This is a genomic window from Pantoea sp. FN0305 (assembly GCF_050113845.1).
GTDB lineage: Bacteria > Pseudomonadota > Gammaproteobacteria > Enterobacterales > Enterobacteriaceae > Mixta > Mixta alhagi.
Genome location: NZ_JBNJSN010000004.1, coordinates 287,589 through 308,416 on the forward strand (window position 1 = coordinate 287,589; position 20,828 = coordinate 308,416).

Sequence of the window (20,828 nt, forward strand, 5' to 3'; positions counted from 1 at the left end):
GGCAGCGTCGGCGGTTTTTTTATCAGAAGGTGCCGGTGCCGCCGTCAGAGCACCAGACCTGACCTGAAGAAAAGCTGCTTTCCGCTGAGGCCAGCGTGACATAGAGCGGGGCGATCTCAACCGGCTGCCCCGGTCGACCAAACGGCGCTTCCTCGCCAAATTTCATCACTTTTTCCATCGGCTGACCGCCGCTGGATTGTAATGGCGTCCAGTAAGGGCCCGGCGCAACGGCATTGACCCGAATCCCTTTTTCCGCCACCTGTTTTGCCAGTGCTTTGGTAAAGGCAATAATCGCTGCTTTGGTTTGCGCGTAGTCCAGCAGGATAGCGCTGGGTTTGCCTGCCTGCACCGAAGAGGTATTGACAATGGCTGAGCCCGGCTTCAGATGCGCCATTGCCGCTTTGGTGATCCAGAACATCGCGTAGACGTTAGTTTTGAAGGTTTTGTCGAACGACTCGGTGGTCAGATCGGTAATCGACTCCACATACTGCTGTCGGCCAGCATTGTTAACCAGGATGTCCAGCCCGCCAAGCTGCGTTGCCGCATCGTTAACCAGCTTCTGACAAAAAGCCTCATCGGTAATATCGCCAGGGATAGCAACCGCTTTACGGCCCGCCGCCTGAATCAGATCGATGACCTCTTTGGCATCCGACTCTTCTTCCGGCAGATAGTTAATTGCGACATCGGCACCTTCACGCGCGTAGGCAATCGCCACGGCACGGCCAATACCGGAATCGCCGCCGGTGATCAGCGCTTTGCGGCCGGTGAGACGTCCGCTGCCACGGTAGCTTTCTTCACCGTGATCGGGGCGTGGCACCATTTTACTGGCCAGGCCCGGCGGATCCTGCGGCTGGCGTTCAAAAGGGGGTTTGGGAAAAGCGTCGAGCGGATTTTTACCGGTTAGCGGCGGAACGTTGTTTGGGGCTGCACCGGCGCTGCCGCTTTCCGCTGCGCTGGCGCTGCCCGCCATAGCCATACCGGTAACCGCCATGCTGCCCATCAGGCCGCCAACCACCTGGCGACGAGAAAACTTACTGTGATCGTGTTGAGACATGTGTTCTCCTTTCCATCAGTAAAGTGTCTAACAAACGGCGACACAACTGATTAAAAGGTAGACGCAAATCACAGTTCATGCGAAGCGGTGCCGGGATCAGAGCGGGATAATCGGATATTTTCCGCTCAGCATCGGGCGGCAAAGATATTTGTAGCCGTCATTATCAAAGCCCTTCGGCGGACTGGTGAGACTTTTCGCCTCGTCGAGGTGGCTGACGGAGCCAAGGTAGAACCAGTTATGGATAATGTGCATCTGCGTTGCCTGCGGGCCTTCCTCCACCAGCGCGACGGCACCCGGCCATGGCCAGCACACTACGCGGACTTTCTCCAGCGCGGCCAGCAATCGCTGGTGATGATCGCTCACCGACTCTTTGCCACAGCAGGCGCCAGCACAGCGTTTCAGGCTGGCACGGAAACAGGCGCGATTTTTACTGTGGCTTTCCAGCCCCAGCAGGCCATAACAGAGCTGATGTTCATCGGCGACAGACTTGAGCGTCTCCTGCGCAGCACGGCGGCTGGAAAAGAGCCCAAACAGGTTAGGCGAGGCGGAGAAATCGAGATCGCGCGCATAAACAATGGCGGGCTGAGAGAGGCCGTCCCATTGAAGCGAACAGAGCTGCCGGTTGCGCCGCAGCCGTTTGTTGAACAACGGCTGTTGATTTTTGATCATCTGTGCTTCCAGCAGCAGCGCCCCCAGCTCGCCGGCGGTGGTTATCCAGCTCAGACGGCGCGTCAGGCGCAGCATTTTTGCCTCATCCGGCGTGCGGAAATGTGACATTACCCGCGTACGCAAGTTAATGCTTTTGCCGATATAGAGCGGCATAACGTCGCTGTCGCCGTGAAACGTATAGACGCCGGGCAGCTTCGGAATGTCGGCCAGGAATGAGCGAAGATGATCGGGATATTCATAAATGGCCGCCGCTTCAAATTCAAGGCGGTGGCTGGCAGCACGTCTTACCACAGGTGACTCCGTTTACTGGTTGCATATCCAGTCTATCAGCCGGGGCGGAAATTGAACAGCGCAAAAAAACGGCGCATTGCAGGTTTTATCATCGCCCGTAGAAGGGAGTCAGACTGAGCCACCTGCGCATATTGCAAACATAATGGGTAGCCTGGCCGGGCAAACGGAAGTTACGAAAAGGCTGAGCGGGGCGGAAAGAGAGAGCCAAAAGCGAGCAGGCCGCATGCGGCAGTCTGCCCGCAGAGCGATTATTTTTTCCAGTAATCGTCAAAAACGGTGACCGGCAGGCGACGCTTATGCTCGGTTTTCAGATACCAGCCTTCTATCGTTTTGGCGGCAGATTCATCGATCTGCTGGCCTTCAAGATAGGCATCGATTTGACCATAGCTAACGCCCAGCGCCACTTCATCCAGCAGGCCCGGGCGATCGTCTTCCAGATCTGCCGTTGGGTGTTTGAGATAGAGGTGCTGCGGGCAGCCCAGCTCTTTTAGCAGCATTTTGCCCTGGCCTTTGGTCAGGCGATGCAGCGGGTTAATATCAGTGCCGCCGTCGCCATATTTGGTAAAGAAGCCGGTAACCGCTTCAGCCGCATGGTCGGTACCCACCACCAGGCCCTGGGTCATGCCGGCGATGCTGTATTGCGCCTTCATACGTTCGCGCGCTTTTTCATTGCCGCGTACAAAATCGCTAAGCTCAATACCTGCCTCTTTCAGCGCGCGCTCGCTGGCCTGCACTGCTTCTTTGATGTTTACCACCAGCGTACGATCGGGCTGAATAAAATCGAGCGCATCCTGACAATCTTTTTCATCCGCCTGCACGCCGTACGGCAGACGCACGGCAATAAACTGATAGGCGCTGTTACCGGTTTCTTCGCGCAGTTCGCTGATAGCCAGCTGGCTCAATTTGCCGCAGAGGGTAGAATCCTGACCGCCGCTGATGCCCAGCACCAGGGTTTTTAAAAAGGGATGGGCTTTCAGATAGGATTTCAAAAACTCAACGCTGGTACGAATTTCCTCTCTGGCATCGATCGTCGGCTTGACATCCAGCGCCTTAATTATTTCCTGCTGCAGTGACATAAACCACTCCTTAAATCAGTAGCCTGATGGCTCGTTGCGAATGCGTATCTGTTAAAGCTAACGTGCATCAGGCAAAACGACAAGCGGGTTTGCGCCTGAGAAATGTTCAGGCGCGGTTAATTCAGACAGTTTGCGGTTTTTTTGCCAGCAGGATAAAGGTTGTGATTGCCAACACATAACAGCCAAAGATGGTAAAGGTCATGGTTAATACCGAGGTGCCGCCCAGGCCGGTAACCGGCACGCTGATCGCCCCAAGGGTAAACATGGTGACGCCAATCACCGCCGAGGCGCTGCCTGCGCGTTTGCCCTGGCTTTGCATCGCCAGCGATGCGGCGGTAACGGAGATGACGCCATTGCTGGCCACGGTAAAGAACAATGCCACCAGCACCAGCGGCAGCGCTGCGCCGGTGAGACCGGTTAAAACCAGACTGGTGGAAGCCATAAACGCCAGCATCAGACCGCCTTTCAGCACGCGATATTCACCCCACAGCGGACAGAGGCGGGCGCTGGTTTGTGATGCGATAATCAGCCCCAGCCCGTTCAGCGCAAAGCAGAAGCTGAACGCCTGCGGCGACAGGCCGTAGATCTGCTGCAGCACAAAAGGCGATGCGCCGATATAAGCGAACATCCCGGACATCATAAACCCCTGCGTCAGGCAGAACCCCATAAAGGGACGATGGGTGACCACTTTGCCCAGGGCTCCCCAGGCAGAGAGCAGGGAGCCATGGCTACGCTGCTCAGGCGGCAGGGTTTCATGCAGCTTAACGCGCACCATAATCAGCAGCAGCAGCGGGATCAGCGCCAGCACCATAAATAGCCCGCGCCAGTCAAGGACAGCCATCAACGCGCCGCCCATCACCGGTGCGGCAATCGGGGCCAGACCATTCACCAGCATCAGCAAAGCAAAAAAGCGCGTTAAATCGTGTCCGCTATACATGTCGCGGGCAATAGCGCGTGACAGGACCGCGCCGCCAGCGCCAGCCAGCCCTTCAAACAGGCGCGCCAGTAATAGCTGGTCGATGTTTTGCGCCAGCGCGCAGCCTACCGAAGCAATAATCAACAGAATCAGCGACAGATTCAGCGGTCGCAGACGGCCCATTTTATCGCTGAGCGGGCCAAACAGTAACTGTCCTACGCCCAGCCCAAGCAGACCGGCAGTGAGGCTTAGCTGCGCGGTAGCAGTGGGCGTGTTCAGGTCTGCAGCCAGGTCAGGCAACGCCGGCAGATAAAGATCGATGCATAGCGGCCCTAACGCCGCCAGCAGGCCAAGGCTTATCGCATAGCCAATAGGGTTACGATGGGTTGATGTCATGTTGTTTTTATCTCCCTGTCTAAAACGGTGTGGCATGTTGTGCATTTATTGCGCAGACCTCTGCGGACTGCACTATCGCTGCGGGGGCAGGCGGCGCGATTATACGGTTTTACGCCTGGTTTCCCCACGGTTTCGCCGGGCAATGACCCTTGCGCAACGCTAAATCGGAGTCGGCTGAAAACCAACAAATCTGCGGCATAAATTTGATAAATCAGTAGTTGTGTTCCAGGATTACTTCACATGGACAATGAATGAGGAACATAAAGATGAAAAAACTCACAGGATTTATTGGTGCTGCAGTGGCTTTAGCGGTGTTATCTGGCTGTACCGCTTACGATCGTGCTGAAAGTTTCGTTACTCAGCCCGTCGTGAAGGATGTGAAAAAAGGCATGACGCGTGAACAGGTTCGTCAGGTAGCTGGCCCGGCGTCTACTGAAATCACCATGGTACACGCGCGCGGTACCTGTCAGACTTATGTACTGGGCGAGCGTGACGGCAAACCGCAGACCTATTTTGTCAGCTATAACGACACAGGTCGCGTGATGAACTACGGCTTCCAGAGCTGTAAAGAGTACGATACCGATCCGCAGGCCAATCAGTAAGGTCTGAACGAAATTAGCAGGGGCGGCCTAAGGCCGCCCCTGCTGTTTCTGCTTTCTGTTTATCTTGATGGTTGTTCCATCAGACAGGGCCGCTGCACAACAGACTTTCCTGCGTCCTACACTATCCCAGTCTATAGCCCCGGCGGACGCGGTACCTCAAGATATGCCCCGTCAATATTGCGTTCATAGTAGTGCCCATCCTGCACATAATAGCGTCGCCCGTTGTAGTCAAGCGCATGCATGCTGTTGTCGAGCGTAACGCGTTCTGCAGGCGGTTTTACTACCACGTAGTTTTCTCCCTGGCGTTGGTAATAGGTGCCGTTGAGTAAGTAGTAAGTGAGGCCGCCAATCAACACGGCGGTTGCCGCCTCTGGCAGGAAGCGAAAGGGGGCCGGACGTCCCCAGCCGGGACCGCCGCCGCCATGGTGCCAGCCCGGGTCCGGTTCGCCTGGATGGGCCAGGGCAATAACCGGTGTGGTTAGCGTCAGGGCAAGTAGCGATGCGATAACCTTTTTCATGATAATTCGCCTGCATTAACTCACAGCAGAATCGATCTAAACGTGGGAAAAACAAGCGGGGAAAGGGGGATTTAGCGCATGGTTACTATGCTTAACGCTTCCTTAACGTGGCGGGCTAAATAGCCCGCCAACGGCATCAGGCTGGTACGCTTAGCGCTTTCTGGCTGCGAGACCAGATACGGTGCGCGCCGAGAGAAGCGATAAACTCGCTCATCAGTACTCCTTCGGCTTTCACATCCTCAACCAGTCCTTCTTCAGGCTCATCGTCGCCCAGGCCAAACTGCGCTTTGAAACGGCGAGCATCGCCGCTCAGGCCGATAACCTTCAGATGTTTATAAGCCTCCAGCAGATAATAGCGCGCATCGCCGCTCAGCAGCAGCGCATCAATATTACCGTCCGGCACAATCACCGCATCCACCGTAACCGAAGGCAGGCCGCTGAAGGTGCCGTCAATCGGCAGGCTGGAGCCATCATCGGCACGCACCTGTCCCATATGCGAGGCCAGTAGCCTGGCGTGCACGCCGTGCGCTTTCAGCTCCTGCAAAATCGCCAGCACGTCGGCCGCTTTCACGCCGTCGCTCACCAGCAGAGCAACCTGACGGCCTTTGATATTGCCGTTCGAGATGGCATACAGGCTCAGGCTGGCATCCTTTTTCAGGCCGTTAACATCTTTAGGCGGCGCGGTATGCAGTTTTTCATCCGACAGTGCAATGCCCAGATTCTGCGCCACGCCGTGCGCCAGCGACACATCAATATGCAGCAGATGATCCACGACGCGCTCGCGAATATAGGCACGCGCGACTTTACCCAGCTCGAAAGAGAAGGCTTCAATAATATGCTGCTGCTCAATTGGCGTCTGGCTTAGCCAGAACAGACGCGGCTGGGAATAGTATTCGCCGAACGATGGGCTGCGCTCACGTACTTTGTGACCTTCGATGCGCTCCTGATAACTTTCAAAACCGCCACGGCGCGGCTGCGGCGGCGTTTCGCGCGGCCAGTTATCGTTGATAGAATTCGGTTCATAGTTCGCTGGATTAGTATCAATATCCATGCGATGCATGCCCTGACGCTGGAAGTTATGGTAAGGGCAGACCGGGCGGTTAATAGGAATTTCATGGAAATTCGGACCGCCAAGGCGACTGATTTGCGTATCGGTATAGGAAAAGAGGCGACCCTGCAGCAGCGGATCGTTAGTAAAATCGAGGCCCGGCACAATATGGCCCGGATGGAAGGCAACCTGCTCGGTTTCGGCAAAGAAATTATCCGGGTTGCGGTTCAGCACCATTTTACCGATCAGCTCTACCGGTACCAGCTCTTCAGGGATCAGCTTGGTGGCATCCAGCAGATCAAAATCAAACTTAAATTCGTCCGCTTCCGGGATCAGCTGCACGCCGAGTTCATATTCCGGATAATCGCCTGCCTCAATCGCTTCCCACAGATCGCGGCGATGGAAATCAGGGTCGCGGCCGGTCAGCTTTTGCGCCTCGTCCCACAGCAGCGACGCTTTGCCTGCCACCGGCTTCCAGTGGAAACGGACAAAGGTTGCTTTACCTTCTGCGTTAATCATGCGGAAGGTATGAATGCCAAACCCTTCCATGGTGCGATAGCTGCGCGGAATACCGCGATCGGACATTGCCCACATCACGTTATGCAGCGTTTCCGGCTGCAGCGAAACGTAATCCCAGAAGGTATCGTGCGCGCTTTGTCCCTGCGGGATTTCATTATGCGGTTCGGGTTTCACCGCATGGACAAAGTCAGGAAATTTATGCGCGTCCTGAATAAAGAACACCGGCGTATTATTGCCCACCAGGTCAAACACGCCTTCCTGCGTATAAAATTTGGTGGCGAAGCCGCGAATATCCCGCACGGTATCGGCGGAGCCGGCGCTGCCCTGAACCGTGGAGAAACGGACAAAGACCGGGGTGACCTGACTGGGATCGCGCAGGAAATCCGCTTTGGTGATGTCGCTCATGGAGCGATAGGGCTGGAAATAGCCGTGTGCCGCTGAACCGCGCGCATGCACGATACGCTCAGGAATACGTTCATGGTCAAAATGCGTGATTTTTTCACGCATGATGAAATCTTCCAACAGCGTTGGTCCGCGCGTTCCCGCCTTCAGTGAGTTTTGATCGTTGGCGATGCGCGTCCCCTGATTGGTGGTCAGCGGAAAGTTCTCACCGCCTTTGCGGTGCGCGTCCAGCTGATCGAGTTTGGCGTTACGCGTGGTGGGCGACTTGAGGCTTCCCGGCGCGGTAGGCTGTTTGCCTGGCGGCGTCGGTTCGGAAGAGGGTTGATGCGATCCATCCGCTGGGGCTAAAGAATCCAGACCTGGCCTGGCGGATTCGGGGCCTGTAGCCGGTGCGCTGTGGCTCAGCTCCTTATTATCGGTTTCTTTCGACATTAGCATTGCTCCTGTTGATGTCGTTTAAGGCTCCATTAACTATAGAACAGCACATTAGGTACGCCTGGAATTTCCGGGATTTTGTGTTATAGCGCATTAAGGCGGTTGAAAAGAAAATGTCTTCAGGCGAGCCACAGAGAAAAAAATAAGGGCCGGAAAATCCGGCCCTTAAGGGGTTTGTCCGACCTGAACGCAGCAGGCTCAGGTTCACTGTCAGGGCACAGCGGCGTTAGCGATGTGCCAGTTCGCTATGATCGTCGCTATTAAGCAGCGCCTTGTCTGTCTGGCGCAGCCAGCGGCTGGTGAGGGAACCGGCCGTCATTGAACCATTAACGTTCAGTGCGGTGCGGCCCATATCGATCAGCGGCTCAATAGAGATAAGCAGGGCAGCCAGAGTAACCGGAAGCCCCATCGCCGGCAGTACCAGCAGCGCGGCAAAGGTCGCACCGCCGCCGACGCCCGCCACACCGGCTGAGCTCAGCGTCACGATACCAACCAGCGTGGCGATCCATACCGGATCCAGCGGGTTGATGCCCATGGTCGGCGCAACCATTACTGCCAGCATAGTAGGATAAAGACCGGCACAGCCGTTCTGTCCGATAGTGGCACCGAATGAGGCGGAGAAGCTGGCGATAGATTCCGGCACGCCGAGACGCTGGGTCTGTGCTTCCACGTTAAGCGGAATAGAAGCGGCGCTGGAGCGGCTGGTAAAGGCAAAGGTGATCACTGGCCAGACCTTACGGAAAAAGCGCAGCGGATTAATGCCGTTAACCGACAGCAGCAGGGCATGTACGCCAAACATAATCGCCAGGCCCAGATATGAGGCCACCACAAAGCCGCCGAGCTTGATGATATCCTGCAGGTTAGAGCTGGCCACCACCTTGGTCATCAGCGCCAGCACGCCATATGGCGTCAGCTTCATAATCAGGCGAACCAGCTTCATTACCCACAGCTGTAAAACCTCAATCGCTTTCAGGACGCGCTCACCTTTTTCCCGGTCATCCTTTAACAACTGCAAGGCGGCAACGCCAAGGAAAGCGGCAAAAATCACCACGCTGATAATGGAGGTGGGGTTAGCACCGGCCAGATCGGCAAAGGGATTTTTCGGGATAAAAGAGAGCAGCATTTGCGGCGCGCTGAGATCGGCAACTTTACCCGCATAGTTAGACTGAATGGCCGACAGACGAGCCGTTTCCTGCACGCCCTGCACCAGACCTTCGGCGGTCAGACCAAACAGGGTAGTGACAAATACCCCGACCAGCGCCGCGATAGCGGTGGTAAACAGCAGGACGCCAATGGTCAGCGCGCTGATTTTTCCCAATGCGGAGGCGTTATGCAAACGCGCCACGGCGCTGAGAATAGAGACAAATACCAGCGGCATCACGATCATCTGCAGCAGCTGAACGTAACCGTTGCCTACCACGTTAAACCAGCTAATCGACTCTTTCAGTACCGCTGCGTTGTCTCCGTAGATCAGATGCAGCGCCAGGCCAAACAGCACGCCAATGACCAGACCCACCAATACTTTTTTCGACAGGCTCCAGCCCTGGCGGCCAAGCCGGGATAACACCACCAGCAGGACGATAAACGTCAAAATATTCAAAATAAGCGGGACATTCATTTTTTTTCTCCATGAGATTACCCCACCGCCGCGTTAAAACGCAGCCTGTGGGGTCGGAAGAAGTGTTTTTATCGGCGCAGTGTGTTGCGCAATGGGCGAAATGGTATCAGGTCAGCACCTGACGCCATTAGATCCGAATGGAATGGGTTATAACTTTTTGTCTGATTTTGTATGCAAATGCAGCAGGCGCTTAGTTCAACAGACGATCGATGCCCGTCTGTACGTTATTCATTACGCGGGCAGGCCAGCCGTCCGCACCGAACTGGGGCATGCCAGACGGAAACCATAACGCCCCGGCAACCAGCGCCAGGCAGAACAGACGTTCCAGCTGGTTGCCTGATTTTGTGTTTAATAGCGGCAGTCGAAAGCGCCAGCGGCATGGCCACAACAGCGGCACGCCAGCGGGCGTGAGCATATCAGCCGCAATATGACTGAGATAGCCTAATACCATGCCGTGCATGGCATCGCCCGGCAACGGCGAACCGTGCGGCAGATTAAACTGTAGCAGCACGATGCCGCCCAGCACCGCCAGTAAACTATGGGTAAAGCCCCGATGCCCGAACGCCCGCGCAATGGGCTGGGAAATCCAGCGAAAACGCTGCCCAAGGGTTGAGCGGGGATGATCGATATCAGGCAGCAGGCAGGTCAGCAGAACCGCCGGAATAATATGCCACCAGTCGCCGTTAGCCAGCTCTGGCGTAAGCTCAGCGCGCTTGGCAAAAATAGCGCTGGCAATGGCGAAAATAACGTGGCCTTCGGCCGTCATGGAGATAACCTGGATACATAACTGTCAATGTATCCAGTATAGGGGATTTATACAGTAGAATGGAAGTTGTGACGCTGTAACCAAAAGTGAATACCGGACAGAGCCAGGCCCTGTCCGGTAACCATTAGCGTGCCAGCCAGCCGCCGTCAACCGCCAGCGTATAGCCGTTAACATAATCAGAAGCGGATGAAGCCAGGAATACGACCGGCCCCATCATATCGTCCGGTTTACCCCAGCGTCCGGCCGGAATACGGCCAAGAATTTCCTGACTGCGACCTTCATCGTTACGTAGCTGCTCGGTGTTGTTGGTTGCCATATAGCCCGGGGCGATGGCGTTAACATTAATGTTATGCGCCGCCCACTCATTGGCCATCAACCGCGTCAGGCCCATTACCGCGCTTTTAGACGCGGTATAAGATGGCACCCGAATTCCGCCCTGGAAAGAGAGCATGGAGGCGATATTGATGATTTTGCCGCCGTTGCCCTGACTGATAAACTGACGCGCCACCGCCTGCGAGAGGAAGAATACCGTTTTGCTGTTGATATTCATCACGTCATCCCAGTTCTGCTCGCTGAATTCAATCGCGTCCTGGCGGCGAATAATACCGGCGTTGTTAACTAAAATATCGATACGACCAAAGGCGGCAACCGCCTGTTGCACCACTTGCGGGATGCAGCTGCTATCCATCAAATTGGCATTGATGTTGATAAAGCGGCGGCCGGTAGCTTCCACCAGCGCGGGCGTGTCATCCGCGCCAGAGTGGTTAACGCCGACGATATCACAGCCCGCCTGCGCCAGCCCTACAGCCATTCCCTGACCCAGACCCGTATTACAGCCGGTAATCAGCGCCACTTTTCCTTCGAGGTTAAATGCATTCAGTATCATTTTTTGCTTCCTGTAATCGTCGTTAACGCAGTTCACTGACTTTGACGTGATCCATATCGTCAAAGACCTGATTTTCACCCACCATGCCCCAGATAAAGGTATAGCGTTTGGTGCCGACGCCGGCATGAATCGACCAGCTCGGCGAAATTACCGCCTGCTCGTTATGCACCAGCAGATGACGCGTTTCCTGCGGCTGACCCATCATATGAAACACGGCGGTTTCCTCATCCATATCGAAGTAAAAGTAAACTTCCATACGGCGTTCGTGGGTATGGCAGGGCATGGTGTTCCACAGGCTGCCTTCTTCGAGTTTGGTCAGGCCCATGGTGAGCTGGCAGGTTGGTAACACATCCGGCACGATAAATTTATTAATGGTGCGGCGGTTGCTGGTGGCGGGATCGCCCAGCGTGGCAGTCGAGGCCTCTTCCAGGGTGATTTTTTTATCCGGGTAACGCGTATGGGCCGGGGCGCTGTTGTAATAAAATTTAGCGGGCTGGCTGGCATCTACGCTTTTAAACACCACCGACTGCGCGCCCATGCCCACATAGAGCGCCTGCTGGTTACCAATTTCCCAGGCTTTGCCATCAACTTCAATCAGGCCCGGCCCGCCAATATTGATCACGCCCAGTTCGCGGCGTTCCAGAAAATAACTCACACCCAGTTGCTTACCCACTTCGCTGCCGATAGTGACGCTTTCACGCACCGGCATTACGCCGCCGACGATAATGCGGTCGATATGGCTGTAGGTCATGGTGTAGTTGTCAGCCGTGAATATGTTCTCAATAAGAAATTCGCGGCGTAAGCCAGCCGTATCAAGCTGACGGGCATGGTCGCTATGGATGCTTTGACGAACTTGCATGTCGATGCCTCTCTGAGGTTAGAACCTATAAATCAGGAATACGCTTGTCGTTAACAGAATCATAGGCAGGTCGGCATGCGAATTCAATAAAAATGAAATGGTGTTTTATTTATTTTGCACGTCGGATCATATTTGCGGAAAAAACAGTGGAGCTAAAGCAGGGCGTGGCAGCGATCGGAGACCAGCAGCAGAGTCAAAGTGACAGGGCGCAAAGGAAATAGCCTGCCTGCAAAGCGCAGGCAGGGTAAAAGTCAGTAGCCCTTTAACTGCTGGGCAGTGAGCTGTAACAGCGAATCCAGCTTAACGTCCGCCAGCGCCCAACGCCCATCGCTGCGATATTCAGCTGCGGGAACCACGACCGAGCGCATACGCGCCGCTTTAGTGGCAATCATGCCGTTAAAGGAATCTTCCAGCGTGACGCAGTTTAACGGATCCACGCCGAGACGTGCCGCGGCATCCAGATAGACCTGCGGATGCGGTTTGCTGTAGGGTAGCGCCTCGGCGGAGACCAGCACCTCGAAAGAGTCGCGCAGATTAAACAGTGCCAGTACTTTTTCCAGCATATGCAGCGGTGAAGCGGAAGCCAGACCGATTTTTAAACCCTCAGACCGGCAGAGCTGCAGCGCCTGCTCCACGCCCGGCAACAGCGGTTTCTTCTCTTCCACCAGATTGATGGCGCGGGTAATGATGCGGTCGGTAACCTCCTGCTGGCTGGGTCCATTCCACGGCAGCGTTTCGAACCACATGCGCACCACCTGATCGATACGCAGGCCCAGCGTATCCGGCAGTTCGCTACGGCGCGACAGATCAACATCCAGCGTGGCGAATACATCCATTTCCGCCTGATCCCATAAGGGTTCAGAATCAATCAGCAAACCGTCCATATCAAATATCGCGGCCAGTACAGGTCGGGTGTAGGTCATACAAGGCTCCATTTTCACATTTTGTCTTTAACATAGCATGAAGCTTTCCAGCAGGCATGGTGGGACTCACAGGATAAAATAATTAGCAGCGCTTTTTTCCAGGCGCTTTTCCCTGACAGCGGGTAGACTTACTGCCAGACAACAGGTGCAAGGAGAAACCATGACTTATCAACAGGCTGGCCGTGTTGCCATTATCAAACGCGTGGCTGGCTGGATTATTTTTCTACCGGCGCTGGTTTCCACGTTGGTATCGCTAATGAATTTTATGTTCACGCACAGCGAAAAGCGGCCCGGCATTGATGCGGTGCTGCTCGATTTTATTCACGTGATGATCGATATGATCCGTTTCAATACGCCGTTTCTTGGTTTTTTCTGGCGTAATTCGCCGGTGCCCGACTTTAATGCGGGTGGCAATATCGGTTTCTGGCTTATCTATATCCTGATTTTTGTGGGTCTGGCGCTGCAGGCATCGGGCGCACGTATGTGGCGTCAGTCGCGCCATATAAAAGAAGGGCTCGAAGATATGCTGATCCTGGAACAGGTAAAAGGTGAGGAAGGGCGCAGCCGACAGCAGCTGGAGGAAAAAATCGTGGTGCCACGGCACACTATTTTCCTGCAAATCTTCCCGCTCTATGTGTTGCCGATCGTTATCGCCCTGGCAGGCTACTTTGTACTGTCAGTAACCGGTTTTATCTGAACAGCGTAACGGGCCTGAACAATGATCGCTTCAGGCCCGATTTTTCTGTTGCTCATCCCGTTCCAGCAGCAGGCCCACCGCGCGCTGCGCCTCACTTAGCCAGGCACCGCCAAACACATTGGCGCGGTTGAGCAGGTAATAAAGCTGATAAACTGGCTGACGCTGTGGATAATCCTCCGGCAGCGGCCATTCCGACTGATAACCTGCCAGAATGTTTTCCGGAAAAGCAGGATAGCGGGAAAGCATCGCCAGATCGCATTCACGATCGCCCCAGTAGCAGGCGGGATCGTAGATCCACGGTCCGCTTTCGCTGCCCGCGCAGTTAGTGGGCCATAAATCGCCGTGCAACAGCGAGGGCTGAGGATGATGAGTCGCCAGTGCGCGCTGAACGCAATCGATAATCAACTCGGTATTACCGTACAAAATGCCTTTCTCCGCCGCCAGCTGGAGCTGCCAGCCTATCCGCTGCTCGGAAAAGAAGCGCGACCAGCGACGCACCCAGACATTGGGCTGAGGCGTAGTGGTAATATTATTGTCGAAATCAAGACCGAAATGGGGCTGTTCGCTCCACTGATGCAGGCGGGCAAGCTGCTGCCCCAGCTGAAAGGCGCTGGCTTCATCCAGCGAACGCGGCTCAATATATTCCAGAAGCAGAAAACTGTAATCGCGATCGCTACCGATGCCATACACTTTCGGCACGCGTACCGTCTGGCTGCGTGCCAGCAGCGCCAGCTGATCCGCTTCGGCGGTAAAGGCGCTCAGCATCTCCTGCGTATTGCACTTCATAAAGAGTTGATGTTCGCCATAGCGAATTTGCCAGGCAGCATGAACTTCACCGGCAGGCAGCTCCGTGCGCTGGGTAATTTCCGCATGTCCTAATTGTTCATTCAACAGACGACTTATGGCTGACCACATGGGGTTATCCTCATTCTCGCTGTGTAATGACAGAGCATAAAATCGGCGCCAACGCGCGGCTCGCTCTTCAGGCGTTAAGGGCGGTTCTGCTGGATATAATCCACAAAGGTTTGTACCTCCACCTCCGGCTCACTCTCCAGCGCGACTTCGCCGAGGCTGATGGCTTGCTGACGGATCTCATCAGCGCTTTTAGCGCTGACGATGCCGTAACTGTTGGTACCCAGCTCGTGCGTATGGCCCTCATCATCCTGCAGAGTAGCGCTAAAACCGCTGTTAGTCATCGCGCTGTTGAGTTCAAGACCGGCAGCCAGCCCCTTGTCCTGGTAACGAAAGGTAACAACATACCGGGTCACACTTGATGGGCTCATATTCACCTCGTTGTTCCCGAAAGAATTTTCAGCTTAGACCATCACTGCCAAAGCGGCGAATCAGTAACAAAACAGGTTTGATAATGCGATTAATTATCATTATTATCATGGCGCTAACCTTTTGAATAATAGTTGAACAGGCACCGTCTGTGACAAGGAGAACGATGTGCATCGCGCAATAAAATTTTCTGCCTCGGTTGTTATGCTGGCAGCTTCCGCATCGGCCGTAGCAACCACTTATCCCGTTACCCTGACTGATTTCGATGGGCAGAAAATCACCCTGGCTAAGGAGCCGCAGCGAATCGTGGTTCAGGACGGACGCGATATTCTTGCGCTGGCGCTGCTCGATCGCGCGGATCCTTTTCAGCGCGTCGTGGCCTGGAATAACCTGTTAAAGAAAAGCGACGGGCAAACCTGGCAACTGATGCTGGGCAAATGGCCGCAGGCTGAGCATATTACCGATATGGGCTTCAGCGATAAGGGTGAGGTAAATCTTGAAAGCGTTATCGCCCAGCGGCCAGATTTAATGATTGCACAGCTGCGCTCAAAACCGTCGTTAACCCAGACCGGCGTGCTGGCAAAGCTTAAGCAGTTGAATATTCCGGTGCTGTTTATCGATACCTTTAAAAACCCGGTAAAGGATGCGCCAGCCAGCGTAACGCTGTTGGGTGAGGCGCTTAATCGCGAGCAGGAAGCGCAGCAGTACACCGATTTTTATCAGCAGCACTACCAGGCAATTCAGGATAAGGTGCGGACGGTTTCCCCGAAACCGCGCGTCTTTATTGAAGCCAAAGCCGGGCTGGCCGGGCTGGAATCGTGCTGCTTTACCCACGGCCATGTTGGCTGGGGTTCTATGGTGGAAGCGGTCGGCGCGACCAATATTGGCTCAGAGCTGCTGCCGGGTGCAACTGGCGAGGTATCGCTGGAGAAGGTGATCGCCATGAAACCGGACGCCTATATCGTGTCGGGTTCACAGTGGGCAAGCAAAAATAATGCGGCCGTGCCGTTCGGCTATGGCGTAACGCAGCAGCAGGTTGATGTGGCATTTAATAAAATGAAACAGCGCCCGGGCTTTGCACAGTTACAGCCAGTGAAAGAAGGGCATTTTTATGGCGTTTATCATAATTTCTATAATCACCCATGGAATATTGTGGGTATTGAATATCTGGCGAAATTTATTTATCCACAGGCATTCGCTCAGCTTGATCCTGCCAACAGCTGGCATGAAATCGTCACGCGTTTTACTACCATCCCGGAAGGCCAGGGCGTATTAGGCTCGGCGGCTCCACAAAAGTAACTGCGGTTTTAAGCACGCTTTTCGGCGTGCTTTTCTTTGATAACAAAGGGAAATAAATATTTTTCCAGCCGTGCTGCGTTTCGCCTGATTACCCTTTATAATGCGCGCCGTTAATAAGAAAATTCCAATTCATGACATCTTTTCCTTTGGATGCTTAGGTATTCACGCTGTTTAACGCCTGTTTACAATATTTACGGTAAGTGACGTTGATTGCAGCGTAAAACCCTTCAGACTCTCCCTTTTTTAAACTGTCGTACGGATCACAATAAATGAATTTGCTTAATAAGTTTTCTGCTGCGCTATTACTTTCTGCGGGCGCTTTCTGTCATCAGGCCATGGCTGATAACACCGTATTTACCGTTATGGATGACCCCTCTACCGCTAAAAAAACCTTTGAAGGCAATGCGGCGGCGGGTTATTTAGCACAGACGGGAAACACCAAAAGTTCTTCATTAACCGCACAGACCAATATGACTTGGTATCAGCCGAATACCGCGTACAGCCTGTGGGGCAACGCAGCCAACACGTCTTCTAACGATGAGCGTTCTTCCGAAACCTATCAGGTAGGTGGACGTACACGTTATAACATGACCGACCATGACTATCTGTTCGGTCAGGCCAGCTGGCTTAGCGATCGTTTTAACGGCTATGATTCGCGTGATGTGCTGGCTGCCGGTTACGGTCGTCAAATCCTGAACGGCCCGGTGCATTCGCTGCGTGTGGAATTCGGTCCGGGCGTACGCTATGACGATTTCCATGACGGCGGACATGAAACGCAGGGACTGGGCTACGGTGCGATGAGCTATCAGTGGCAGATGACCGATACCACTAAGTTTATTCAGGGTGCCTCGGTGTTGAGCAGCTTTAATGACAACACCACGGTTAACTCTGAGACCGGCCTGCAGGTAGCAATTAACGCGCACTTTGCACTGAAGGTGACCTATAACGTGACCTGGAATAACAATCCGCCAGAGTCTGCGCCGGATCATACCGATACCAAAACGCAGGTTCTGCTCTCCTACGCGATGTAAAACCGGTTTTACTGCGTGTGATAACAAAGGGCTGCCAGAGGCAGCCCTTAAATATTCTCAGGCATGGCTGTCTTTACCGGTAAAGGCGCTGATGGGTTTGTCCGGTACCGGTTGCTCCATCGCGGTAGCGAACGCCTTTAAGCCGGCGACCAGCGGCATCACCGCATGCCACAGGCTCTCATCGTGCAGCAACTTCCAGGTGCCGCTGACGCCGGGTGCAACCTCATGGTGCTGTTGGGTTTCAGCGTGCTGGTTCACTGCGTTTAAGGCTGATTTCACCGCGTAAACCGTTTTATGAAACTGCCCTGGCGGAATATCAGACAGCGCCATCAGCAATACTGAAAGGTTTTGCATCGCATTCTGCGAGCCCGGTTTGTTTAATCCCTCTACCAGAACTTTGGCAATCTGCGTGTTGGCTGAAACCATATCGTTGGCCAGACGCAAAAAACCGTGATGGTGCAGGCTGTGCAGTAGCTCATGCAACGCATCGTGTGCATCAGGTTCGGTTTTGGGTGGCGGGACATCATAATTTATCGGTTCAGCCATTAAAATTTCTCCGGATGTTGGGTGTGTTCAGGGGGAAGGGTATAACCCTCTTGCTGCCATTTGATTTCGATCGGCAGTCGGGTTTGCGGCGTGCGGCTGCCGTAGCGGAAGTTTTGATGCGGCAACGGCTCGGCCAGCGGTGGGTGCGCCAGCTTAACCATTTTTACCGCAATCTCTTTATAGGCCGGAGTGTTTACATCTGGATCGTGGTGGTCGCCGGTCAGACCATTAACGCCCGGCTTGCCATGGTGGATCGGCATAAACAGCACGTTGCCCGCGACACGATCGCTGACAATCACCGGCACCTCAATTGCGTTACGGCGCGATGCGATGCTCACCCAGTCGCCCTGCTGGAGTTGGCGCGCCTCGGCCAGCTGTGGACTGATCTCCACAAAGCCGTTTGGCGAAAGCGAAAACATACGGTCGCCGCGTCCGGTCTGGTTGGTGGACTGAAAATGCTCCAGCATCCGGCCATTGTTTAACCAGAGATCGTATTCGTCATCTGGCGCCTCCTGCGGCGGCTGCCAGTGAATGGGATAGAGTACCGCTTTGCCGTCGGGAAATTTAAAACCGTCGGTATAGAGCAGCGGGGTGCTGCTGCCGTCCGGCTTCACCGGCCACAGCTGAGACCGCCAGCCGCTGAGCTGCTGATAATCCACCCCAGCGAAGATATCGGCGATGCGTGCGGCTTCGGCCATGATCTCACCCGGATGGGTATAATTCCAGGGATAACCCAGCCGGGCGGCGAGATCGGTAAGAATACGCCAGTCGGGCAGGCTGTCGCCCAGCGGCGGCATCACCTCGTAAAAACGCTGGATGCGGCGCTCGGTATTAACATAGGTTCCCTCTTTTTCTACGCTGGGGCAGCCCGGCAGCACCACATCGGCAAAGGCCGCGGTGCGGCTCATAAAGATATCCTGCACCACCATAAACTCCAGCTTACTGAACGCCTCATGCACCCTGGTGGAGTTTGCATCGGAAAAGGCGGTTTCCTCACCAATGATATACATCGCTTTTAACGCGCCCTGATGCGCGTGTTCGATCATTAAATAATTATCCGCTCCCGCCTGGTCTGAGAGCGTTTCTGGCGTAACGCCCCAGGCATGAGCCCACTTCTCCCGCACCGCAGGGTCGGTAACCTTTTCGTAGCCCGGATAAATATTGCTCAGACAGCCGAAGTCGCTGGCACCCTGCACATTATTATGTCCGCGCATCGGATAGCCGCCGGTGCCTGGCCGACCATAATTGCCGGTAACCAGCAGCAGGTTCGAGAGAGCGGTGCTGGTATCCGCGCCGTGGCTGTGCTGGGTAATGCCCATGGCCCACAGGATAGAGACCCGTTCCGCCTGGCCGATCATTTCCGCCGCGCTAATCATCTCTTCAACGCTCAGGCCGGTCTGCTCGCTGACCTCGTTCAGGGTAAAAGGCGCCAGCGAGGCGCGGTACTCCTCCAGCTGGTTGACCTTTCCGGCAAGAAACGCCGCATCAGCATAGTTATGTTCAAACATATAACGGGACATGGCCGAGGCCCACAGGCTGTCGCTGCCGGGTTTGATGCGCAGGTACAGATCGGCACGCTCGGCCATTTCATGTTTGCGCGGATCCACCACCAGCAGTTTTTGTCTGTGATGTTTTTGCGCGGCCTTGATGCGCGAGGCGATAACCGGATGGTTTTCCGCCAGGTTGCTGCCGACAATCACGATTAAATCAGCTTTTTGCAGATCCTCTATCGTGCCTGCGTCGCCGCCATAACCCACGGTGCGGAACAGTCCTTCGGTCGCCGGGTTCTGGCAGTAACGCGAAGAGTTATCGACATTGTTGGTGCCAAAAATCAGGCGGGCAATTTTCTGCGTCAGGTAAGCTTCTTCATTACTGCCTTTGCTGGAACCGATAAACCCGATACTGTCGCCGCCGTGCTGCGTGGCGATGGTTTTGAGCCGTTGTGCGACGAGATCCAGCGCCTCATCCCAGCTGGCCGGACGAAAGCGCCCGTTTTCACGGATCAGCGGTGTGGTCAGTCGTTGCGGACTGTTCACGAAATCCCAGCCAAATTTGCCTTTCAGGCAGGTTGAAATGCCGTTTACCGGCGCATCCGCCACCGGCTGAACTTTCAGGATATGGCGATCGCGCGTCCACATTTCGAAGCTGCAGCCGACGCCGCAATAGGTGCAGACGGTTTTGGTTTTTTTGATCTCTTTCTGCCGCATCGCCATATCTATCAGCGAAACGCCGGTAACAGGCTGCGCGCCAATGGTGTTTTCCAGCGACTTCACTAACTCAATCATGGGGCGTTTGAGATCTTCCGGCATTGCGGTAAAAGGCCCGGCGTCAGGCTGCATGGTTTTTTCCAGCAGTGCGTTACAGGGACAAACGGTAACGCAGTGGCCGCAGCTGACGCAGCTGGATCCAGCAATTTCGGTGCCGCCATCCCACAATACGCGCGGATGTTCCGCACCGTAGTCAATAGAGAGCGTTTCATTGACCTCAACGTTCTGACACGCCTCTACACAGCGCCCACACAGAATGCACTGATCGGGATCATAGGTGTAGAAAGGGTTACTTTCATCTTTGAGATAAGGTTTACGTTGATAGGGATAGTACTGAATAGGGATACGCATATCGGCGACGGTATTATGCAGCGTGCAGTCGCCGGTATTGTGTTCGCACAGGGTACAGTAGAGTTCGTGACGCGCCAGCAGTCGATCCATGCCTTCTTCCTGCGCGGCTTTCGCTTCAGGCTGATGGCTGGAAATCTCCATGCCATCCCAGGTTCGCAACGTACAGCCGCGCACCAGCTCACCCTGATATTCAACCCAGCAGACATCGCACGATTGCAGCGGAGGCAGGGCAGGGTGATAACAGACGTGCGGCAAGATTTTTTCCTGGGCTTGTAAAAAATCAATCAGAGGCTGGTCAGCTTCACCGCTCAGGTATTCGCCGTTGTAAATAATGGTGCAGGTGTTCTGGCTCATCAGGCGCTCTCATAAGGCAATGCA

Annotated in this window: 19 protein-coding genes; 4 read left to right on the plus strand and 15 right to left on the minus strand. The window is 54.7% G+C overall.

Going from position 1 to position 20,828, the window contains the following annotated elements; genetic code table 11:
- Positions 1-22 precede the first annotated feature (22 nt).
- From ACQE3Y_RS10370 to ACQE3Y_RS10385, 4 genes are all read right to left on the minus strand, one after another.
- Positions 23-1,054, minus strand: a complete 1,032-nt coding sequence (locus ACQE3Y_RS10370; protein ID WP_426972765.1) for an SDR family oxidoreductase — start codon at positions 1,052-1,054, stop codon at positions 23-25.
- A gap of 96 nt (positions 1,055-1,150) precedes the next feature.
- Positions 1,151-2,014, minus strand: a complete 864-nt coding sequence (gene cho / locus ACQE3Y_RS10375) for an excinuclease Cho (RefSeq protein WP_426981602.1) — start codon at positions 2,012-2,014, stop codon at positions 1,151-1,153.
- Between the two features lie 248 nt (positions 2,015-2,262).
- Positions 2,263-3,090: an ammonia-dependent NAD(+) synthetase gene (nadE, locus tag ACQE3Y_RS10380; protein ID WP_426972763.1), complete on the minus strand. Its 828-nt coding sequence runs from the start codon at positions 3,088-3,090 to the stop codon at positions 2,263-2,265.
- A gap of 121 nt (positions 3,091-3,211) precedes the next feature.
- Positions 3,212-4,402, minus strand: a complete 1,191-nt coding sequence (locus ACQE3Y_RS10385; RefSeq protein ID WP_426972762.1) for a multidrug effflux MFS transporter — start codon at positions 4,400-4,402, stop codon at positions 3,212-3,214.
- Between the two features lie 266 nt (positions 4,403-4,668).
- Here ACQE3Y_RS10385 and osmE point away from each other — a divergent pair, with 266 nt between their 5' ends.
- The gene (gene osmE / locus ACQE3Y_RS10390) at positions 4,669-5,004 is read left to right on the plus strand and encodes an osmotically-inducible lipoprotein OsmE (RefSeq protein WP_085071865.1); all 336 of its coding nucleotides are present in this window, start codon (positions 4,669-4,671) and stop codon (positions 5,002-5,004) included.
- 131 nt (positions 5,005-5,135) lie between these two features.
- On the opposite strand, the gene ACQE3Y_RS10395 is transcribed toward osmE, so the two are convergent.
- The 7 genes from ACQE3Y_RS10395 to hxpB form a co-directional block, all read right to left on the minus strand.
- The gene (locus ACQE3Y_RS10395) at positions 5,136-5,522 is read right to left on the minus strand and encodes a DUF6515 family protein (RefSeq protein ID WP_426981603.1); all 387 of its coding nucleotides are present in this window, start codon (positions 5,520-5,522) and stop codon (positions 5,136-5,138) included.
- Between the two features lie 136 nt (positions 5,523-5,658).
- Positions 5,659-7,923: a catalase HPII gene (gene katE / locus ACQE3Y_RS10400; protein ID WP_426972758.1), complete on the minus strand. Its 2,265-nt coding sequence runs from the start codon at positions 7,921-7,923 to the stop codon at positions 5,659-5,661.
- Positions 7,924-8,152: 229 nt separating this feature from the next.
- Positions 8,153-9,544: an L-cystine transporter gene (locus ACQE3Y_RS10405; protein ID WP_426981604.1), complete on the minus strand. Its 1,392-nt coding sequence runs from the start codon at positions 9,542-9,544 to the stop codon at positions 8,153-8,155.
- Between the two features lie 190 nt (positions 9,545-9,734).
- Positions 9,735-10,310 (minus strand): metal-dependent hydrolase, encoded by a 576-nt coding sequence (locus ACQE3Y_RS10410; RefSeq protein ID WP_426981605.1) that lies wholly within the window; start codon positions 10,308-10,310, stop codon positions 9,735-9,737.
- Between the two features lie 124 nt (positions 10,311-10,434).
- Positions 10,435-11,196, minus strand: coding sequence for a 2-dehydro-3-deoxy-D-gluconate 5-dehydrogenase KduD (gene kduD, locus ACQE3Y_RS10415; RefSeq protein WP_426972755.1), 762 nt, complete (start codon positions 11,194-11,196; stop codon positions 10,435-10,437).
- A gap of 22 nt (positions 11,197-11,218) precedes the next feature.
- On the minus strand, positions 11,219-12,055 hold the full coding sequence (gene kduI / locus ACQE3Y_RS10420) for a 5-dehydro-4-deoxy-D-glucuronate isomerase (RefSeq protein ID WP_426972754.1): 837 nt from the start codon (positions 12,053-12,055) through the stop codon (positions 11,219-11,221).
- Positions 12,056-12,306: 251 nt separating this feature from the next.
- Positions 12,307-12,978, minus strand: coding sequence for a hexitol phosphatase HxpB (gene hxpB / locus ACQE3Y_RS10425; protein ID WP_426981606.1), 672 nt, complete (start codon positions 12,976-12,978; stop codon positions 12,307-12,309).
- A gap of 160 nt (positions 12,979-13,138) precedes the next feature.
- Here hxpB and ACQE3Y_RS10430 point away from each other — a divergent pair, with 160 nt between their 5' ends.
- Complete coding sequence (locus ACQE3Y_RS10430) at positions 13,139-13,675, plus strand: YniB family protein (RefSeq protein ID WP_426972751.1); 537 nt, start codon at positions 13,139-13,141, stop codon at positions 13,673-13,675.
- A 30-nt stretch (positions 13,676-13,705) separates the two neighbouring features.
- Here ACQE3Y_RS10430 and ACQE3Y_RS10435 read toward each other — a convergent pair whose 3' ends face one another.
- Together ACQE3Y_RS10435 and ghoS are read right to left on the minus strand one after the other, a co-directional pair.
- Entirely contained in the window at positions 13,706-14,590 is an 885-nt protein-coding gene (locus ACQE3Y_RS10435; protein ID WP_426972749.1) for a fructosamine kinase family protein, read from the minus strand.
- Between the two features lie 74 nt (positions 14,591-14,664).
- Positions 14,665-14,958 (minus strand): type V toxin-antitoxin system endoribonuclease antitoxin GhoS, encoded by a 294-nt coding sequence (gene ghoS, locus ACQE3Y_RS10440; RefSeq protein WP_426972747.1) that lies wholly within the window; start codon positions 14,956-14,958, stop codon positions 14,665-14,667.
- Positions 14,959-15,160: 202 nt separating this feature from the next.
- Here ghoS and ACQE3Y_RS10445 point away from each other — a divergent pair, with 202 nt between their 5' ends.
- Positions 15,161-16,255, plus strand: a complete 1,095-nt coding sequence (locus tag ACQE3Y_RS10445; RefSeq protein ID WP_426973071.1) for an ABC transporter substrate-binding protein — start codon at positions 15,161-15,163, stop codon at positions 16,253-16,255.
- 269 nt (positions 16,256-16,524) lie between these two features.
- Positions 16,525-17,286: a DUF481 domain-containing protein gene (locus ACQE3Y_RS10450; RefSeq protein ID WP_426972746.1), complete on the plus strand. Its 762-nt coding sequence runs from the start codon at positions 16,525-16,527 to the stop codon at positions 17,284-17,286.
- A gap of 57 nt (positions 17,287-17,343) precedes the next feature.
- On the opposite strand, the gene ACQE3Y_RS10455 is transcribed toward ACQE3Y_RS10450, so the two are convergent.
- Both ACQE3Y_RS10455 and fdhF read right to left on the minus strand, forming a co-directional pair.
- Entirely contained in the window at positions 17,344-17,832 is a 489-nt protein-coding gene (locus ACQE3Y_RS10455) for a DUF1641 domain-containing protein (RefSeq protein WP_426972744.1), read from the minus strand.
- The gene (gene fdhF / locus ACQE3Y_RS10460; protein WP_426972743.1) at positions 17,832-20,804 is read right to left on the minus strand and encodes a formate dehydrogenase subunit alpha; all 2,973 of its coding nucleotides are present in this window, start codon (positions 20,802-20,804) and stop codon (positions 17,832-17,834) included. The genes ACQE3Y_RS10455 and fdhF overlap by 1 nt, the downstream gene beginning before the upstream one ends.
- Positions 20,805-20,828: the final 24 nt, after the last annotated feature.

Excerpts from the sequence above, each read along its gene's own strand:
- ACQE3Y_RS10450 (WP_426972746.1), top strand. The coding sequence starts at position 16,525 with ATGAATTTGCTTAATAAGTTTTCTGCTGCGCTATTACTTTCTGCGGGC.
- kduD (WP_426972755.1), bottom strand. The coding sequence starts at position 11,196 with ATGATACTGAATGCATTTAACCTCGAAGGAAAAGTGGCGCTGATTACC.
- ACQE3Y_RS10430 (WP_426972751.1), top strand. The coding sequence starts at position 13,139 with ATGACTTATCAACAGGCTGGCCGTGTTGCCATTATCAAACGCGTGGCT.
- fdhF (WP_426972743.1), bottom strand. The coding sequence starts at position 20,804 with ATGAGCCAGAACACCTGCACCATTATTTACAACGGCGAATACCTGAGC.
- ACQE3Y_RS10455 (WP_426972744.1), bottom strand. The coding sequence starts at position 17,832 with ATGGCTGAACCGATAAATTATGATGTCCCGCCACCCAAAACCGAACCT.
- hxpB (WP_426981606.1), bottom strand. The coding sequence starts at position 12,978 with ATGACCTACACCCGACCTGTACTGGCCGCGATATTTGATATGGACGGT.
- nadE (WP_426972763.1), bottom strand. The coding sequence starts at position 3,090 with ATGTCACTGCAGCAGGAAATAATTAAGGCGCTGGATGTCAAGCCGACG.
- ACQE3Y_RS10435 (WP_426972749.1), bottom strand. The coding sequence starts at position 14,590 with ATGTGGTCAGCCATAAGTCGTCTGTTGAATGAACAATTAGGACATGCG.
- ACQE3Y_RS10385 (WP_426972762.1), bottom strand. The coding sequence starts at position 4,402 with ATGACATCAACCCATCGTAACCCTATTGGCTATGCGATAAGCCTTGGC.
- osmE (WP_085071865.1), top strand. The coding sequence starts at position 4,669 with ATGAAAAAACTCACAGGATTTATTGGTGCTGCAGTGGCTTTAGCGGTG.
- ghoS (WP_426972747.1), bottom strand. The coding sequence starts at position 14,958 with ATGAGCCCATCAAGTGTGACCCGGTATGTTGTTACCTTTCGTTACCAG.
- ACQE3Y_RS10405 (WP_426981604.1), bottom strand. The coding sequence starts at position 9,544 with ATGAATGTCCCGCTTATTTTGAATATTTTGACGTTTATCGTCCTGCTG.
- katE (WP_426972758.1), bottom strand. The coding sequence starts at position 7,923 with ATGTCGAAAGAAACCGATAATAAGGAGCTGAGCCACAGCGCACCGGCT.
- ACQE3Y_RS10370 (WP_426972765.1), bottom strand. The coding sequence starts at position 1,054 with ATGTCTCAACACGATCACAGTAAGTTTTCTCGTCGCCAGGTGGTTGGC.
- ACQE3Y_RS10395 (WP_426981603.1), bottom strand. The coding sequence starts at position 5,522 with ATGAAAAAGGTTATCGCATCGCTACTTGCCCTGACGCTAACCACACCG.
- ACQE3Y_RS10410 (WP_426981605.1), bottom strand. The coding sequence starts at position 10,310 with ATGACGGCCGAAGGCCACGTTATTTTCGCCATTGCCAGCGCTATTTTT.
- ACQE3Y_RS10445 (WP_426973071.1), top strand. The coding sequence starts at position 15,161 with ATGCTGGCAGCTTCCGCATCGGCCGTAGCAACCACTTATCCCGTTACC.
- kduI (WP_426972754.1), bottom strand. The coding sequence starts at position 12,055 with ATGCAAGTTCGTCAAAGCATCCATAGCGACCATGCCCGTCAGCTTGAT.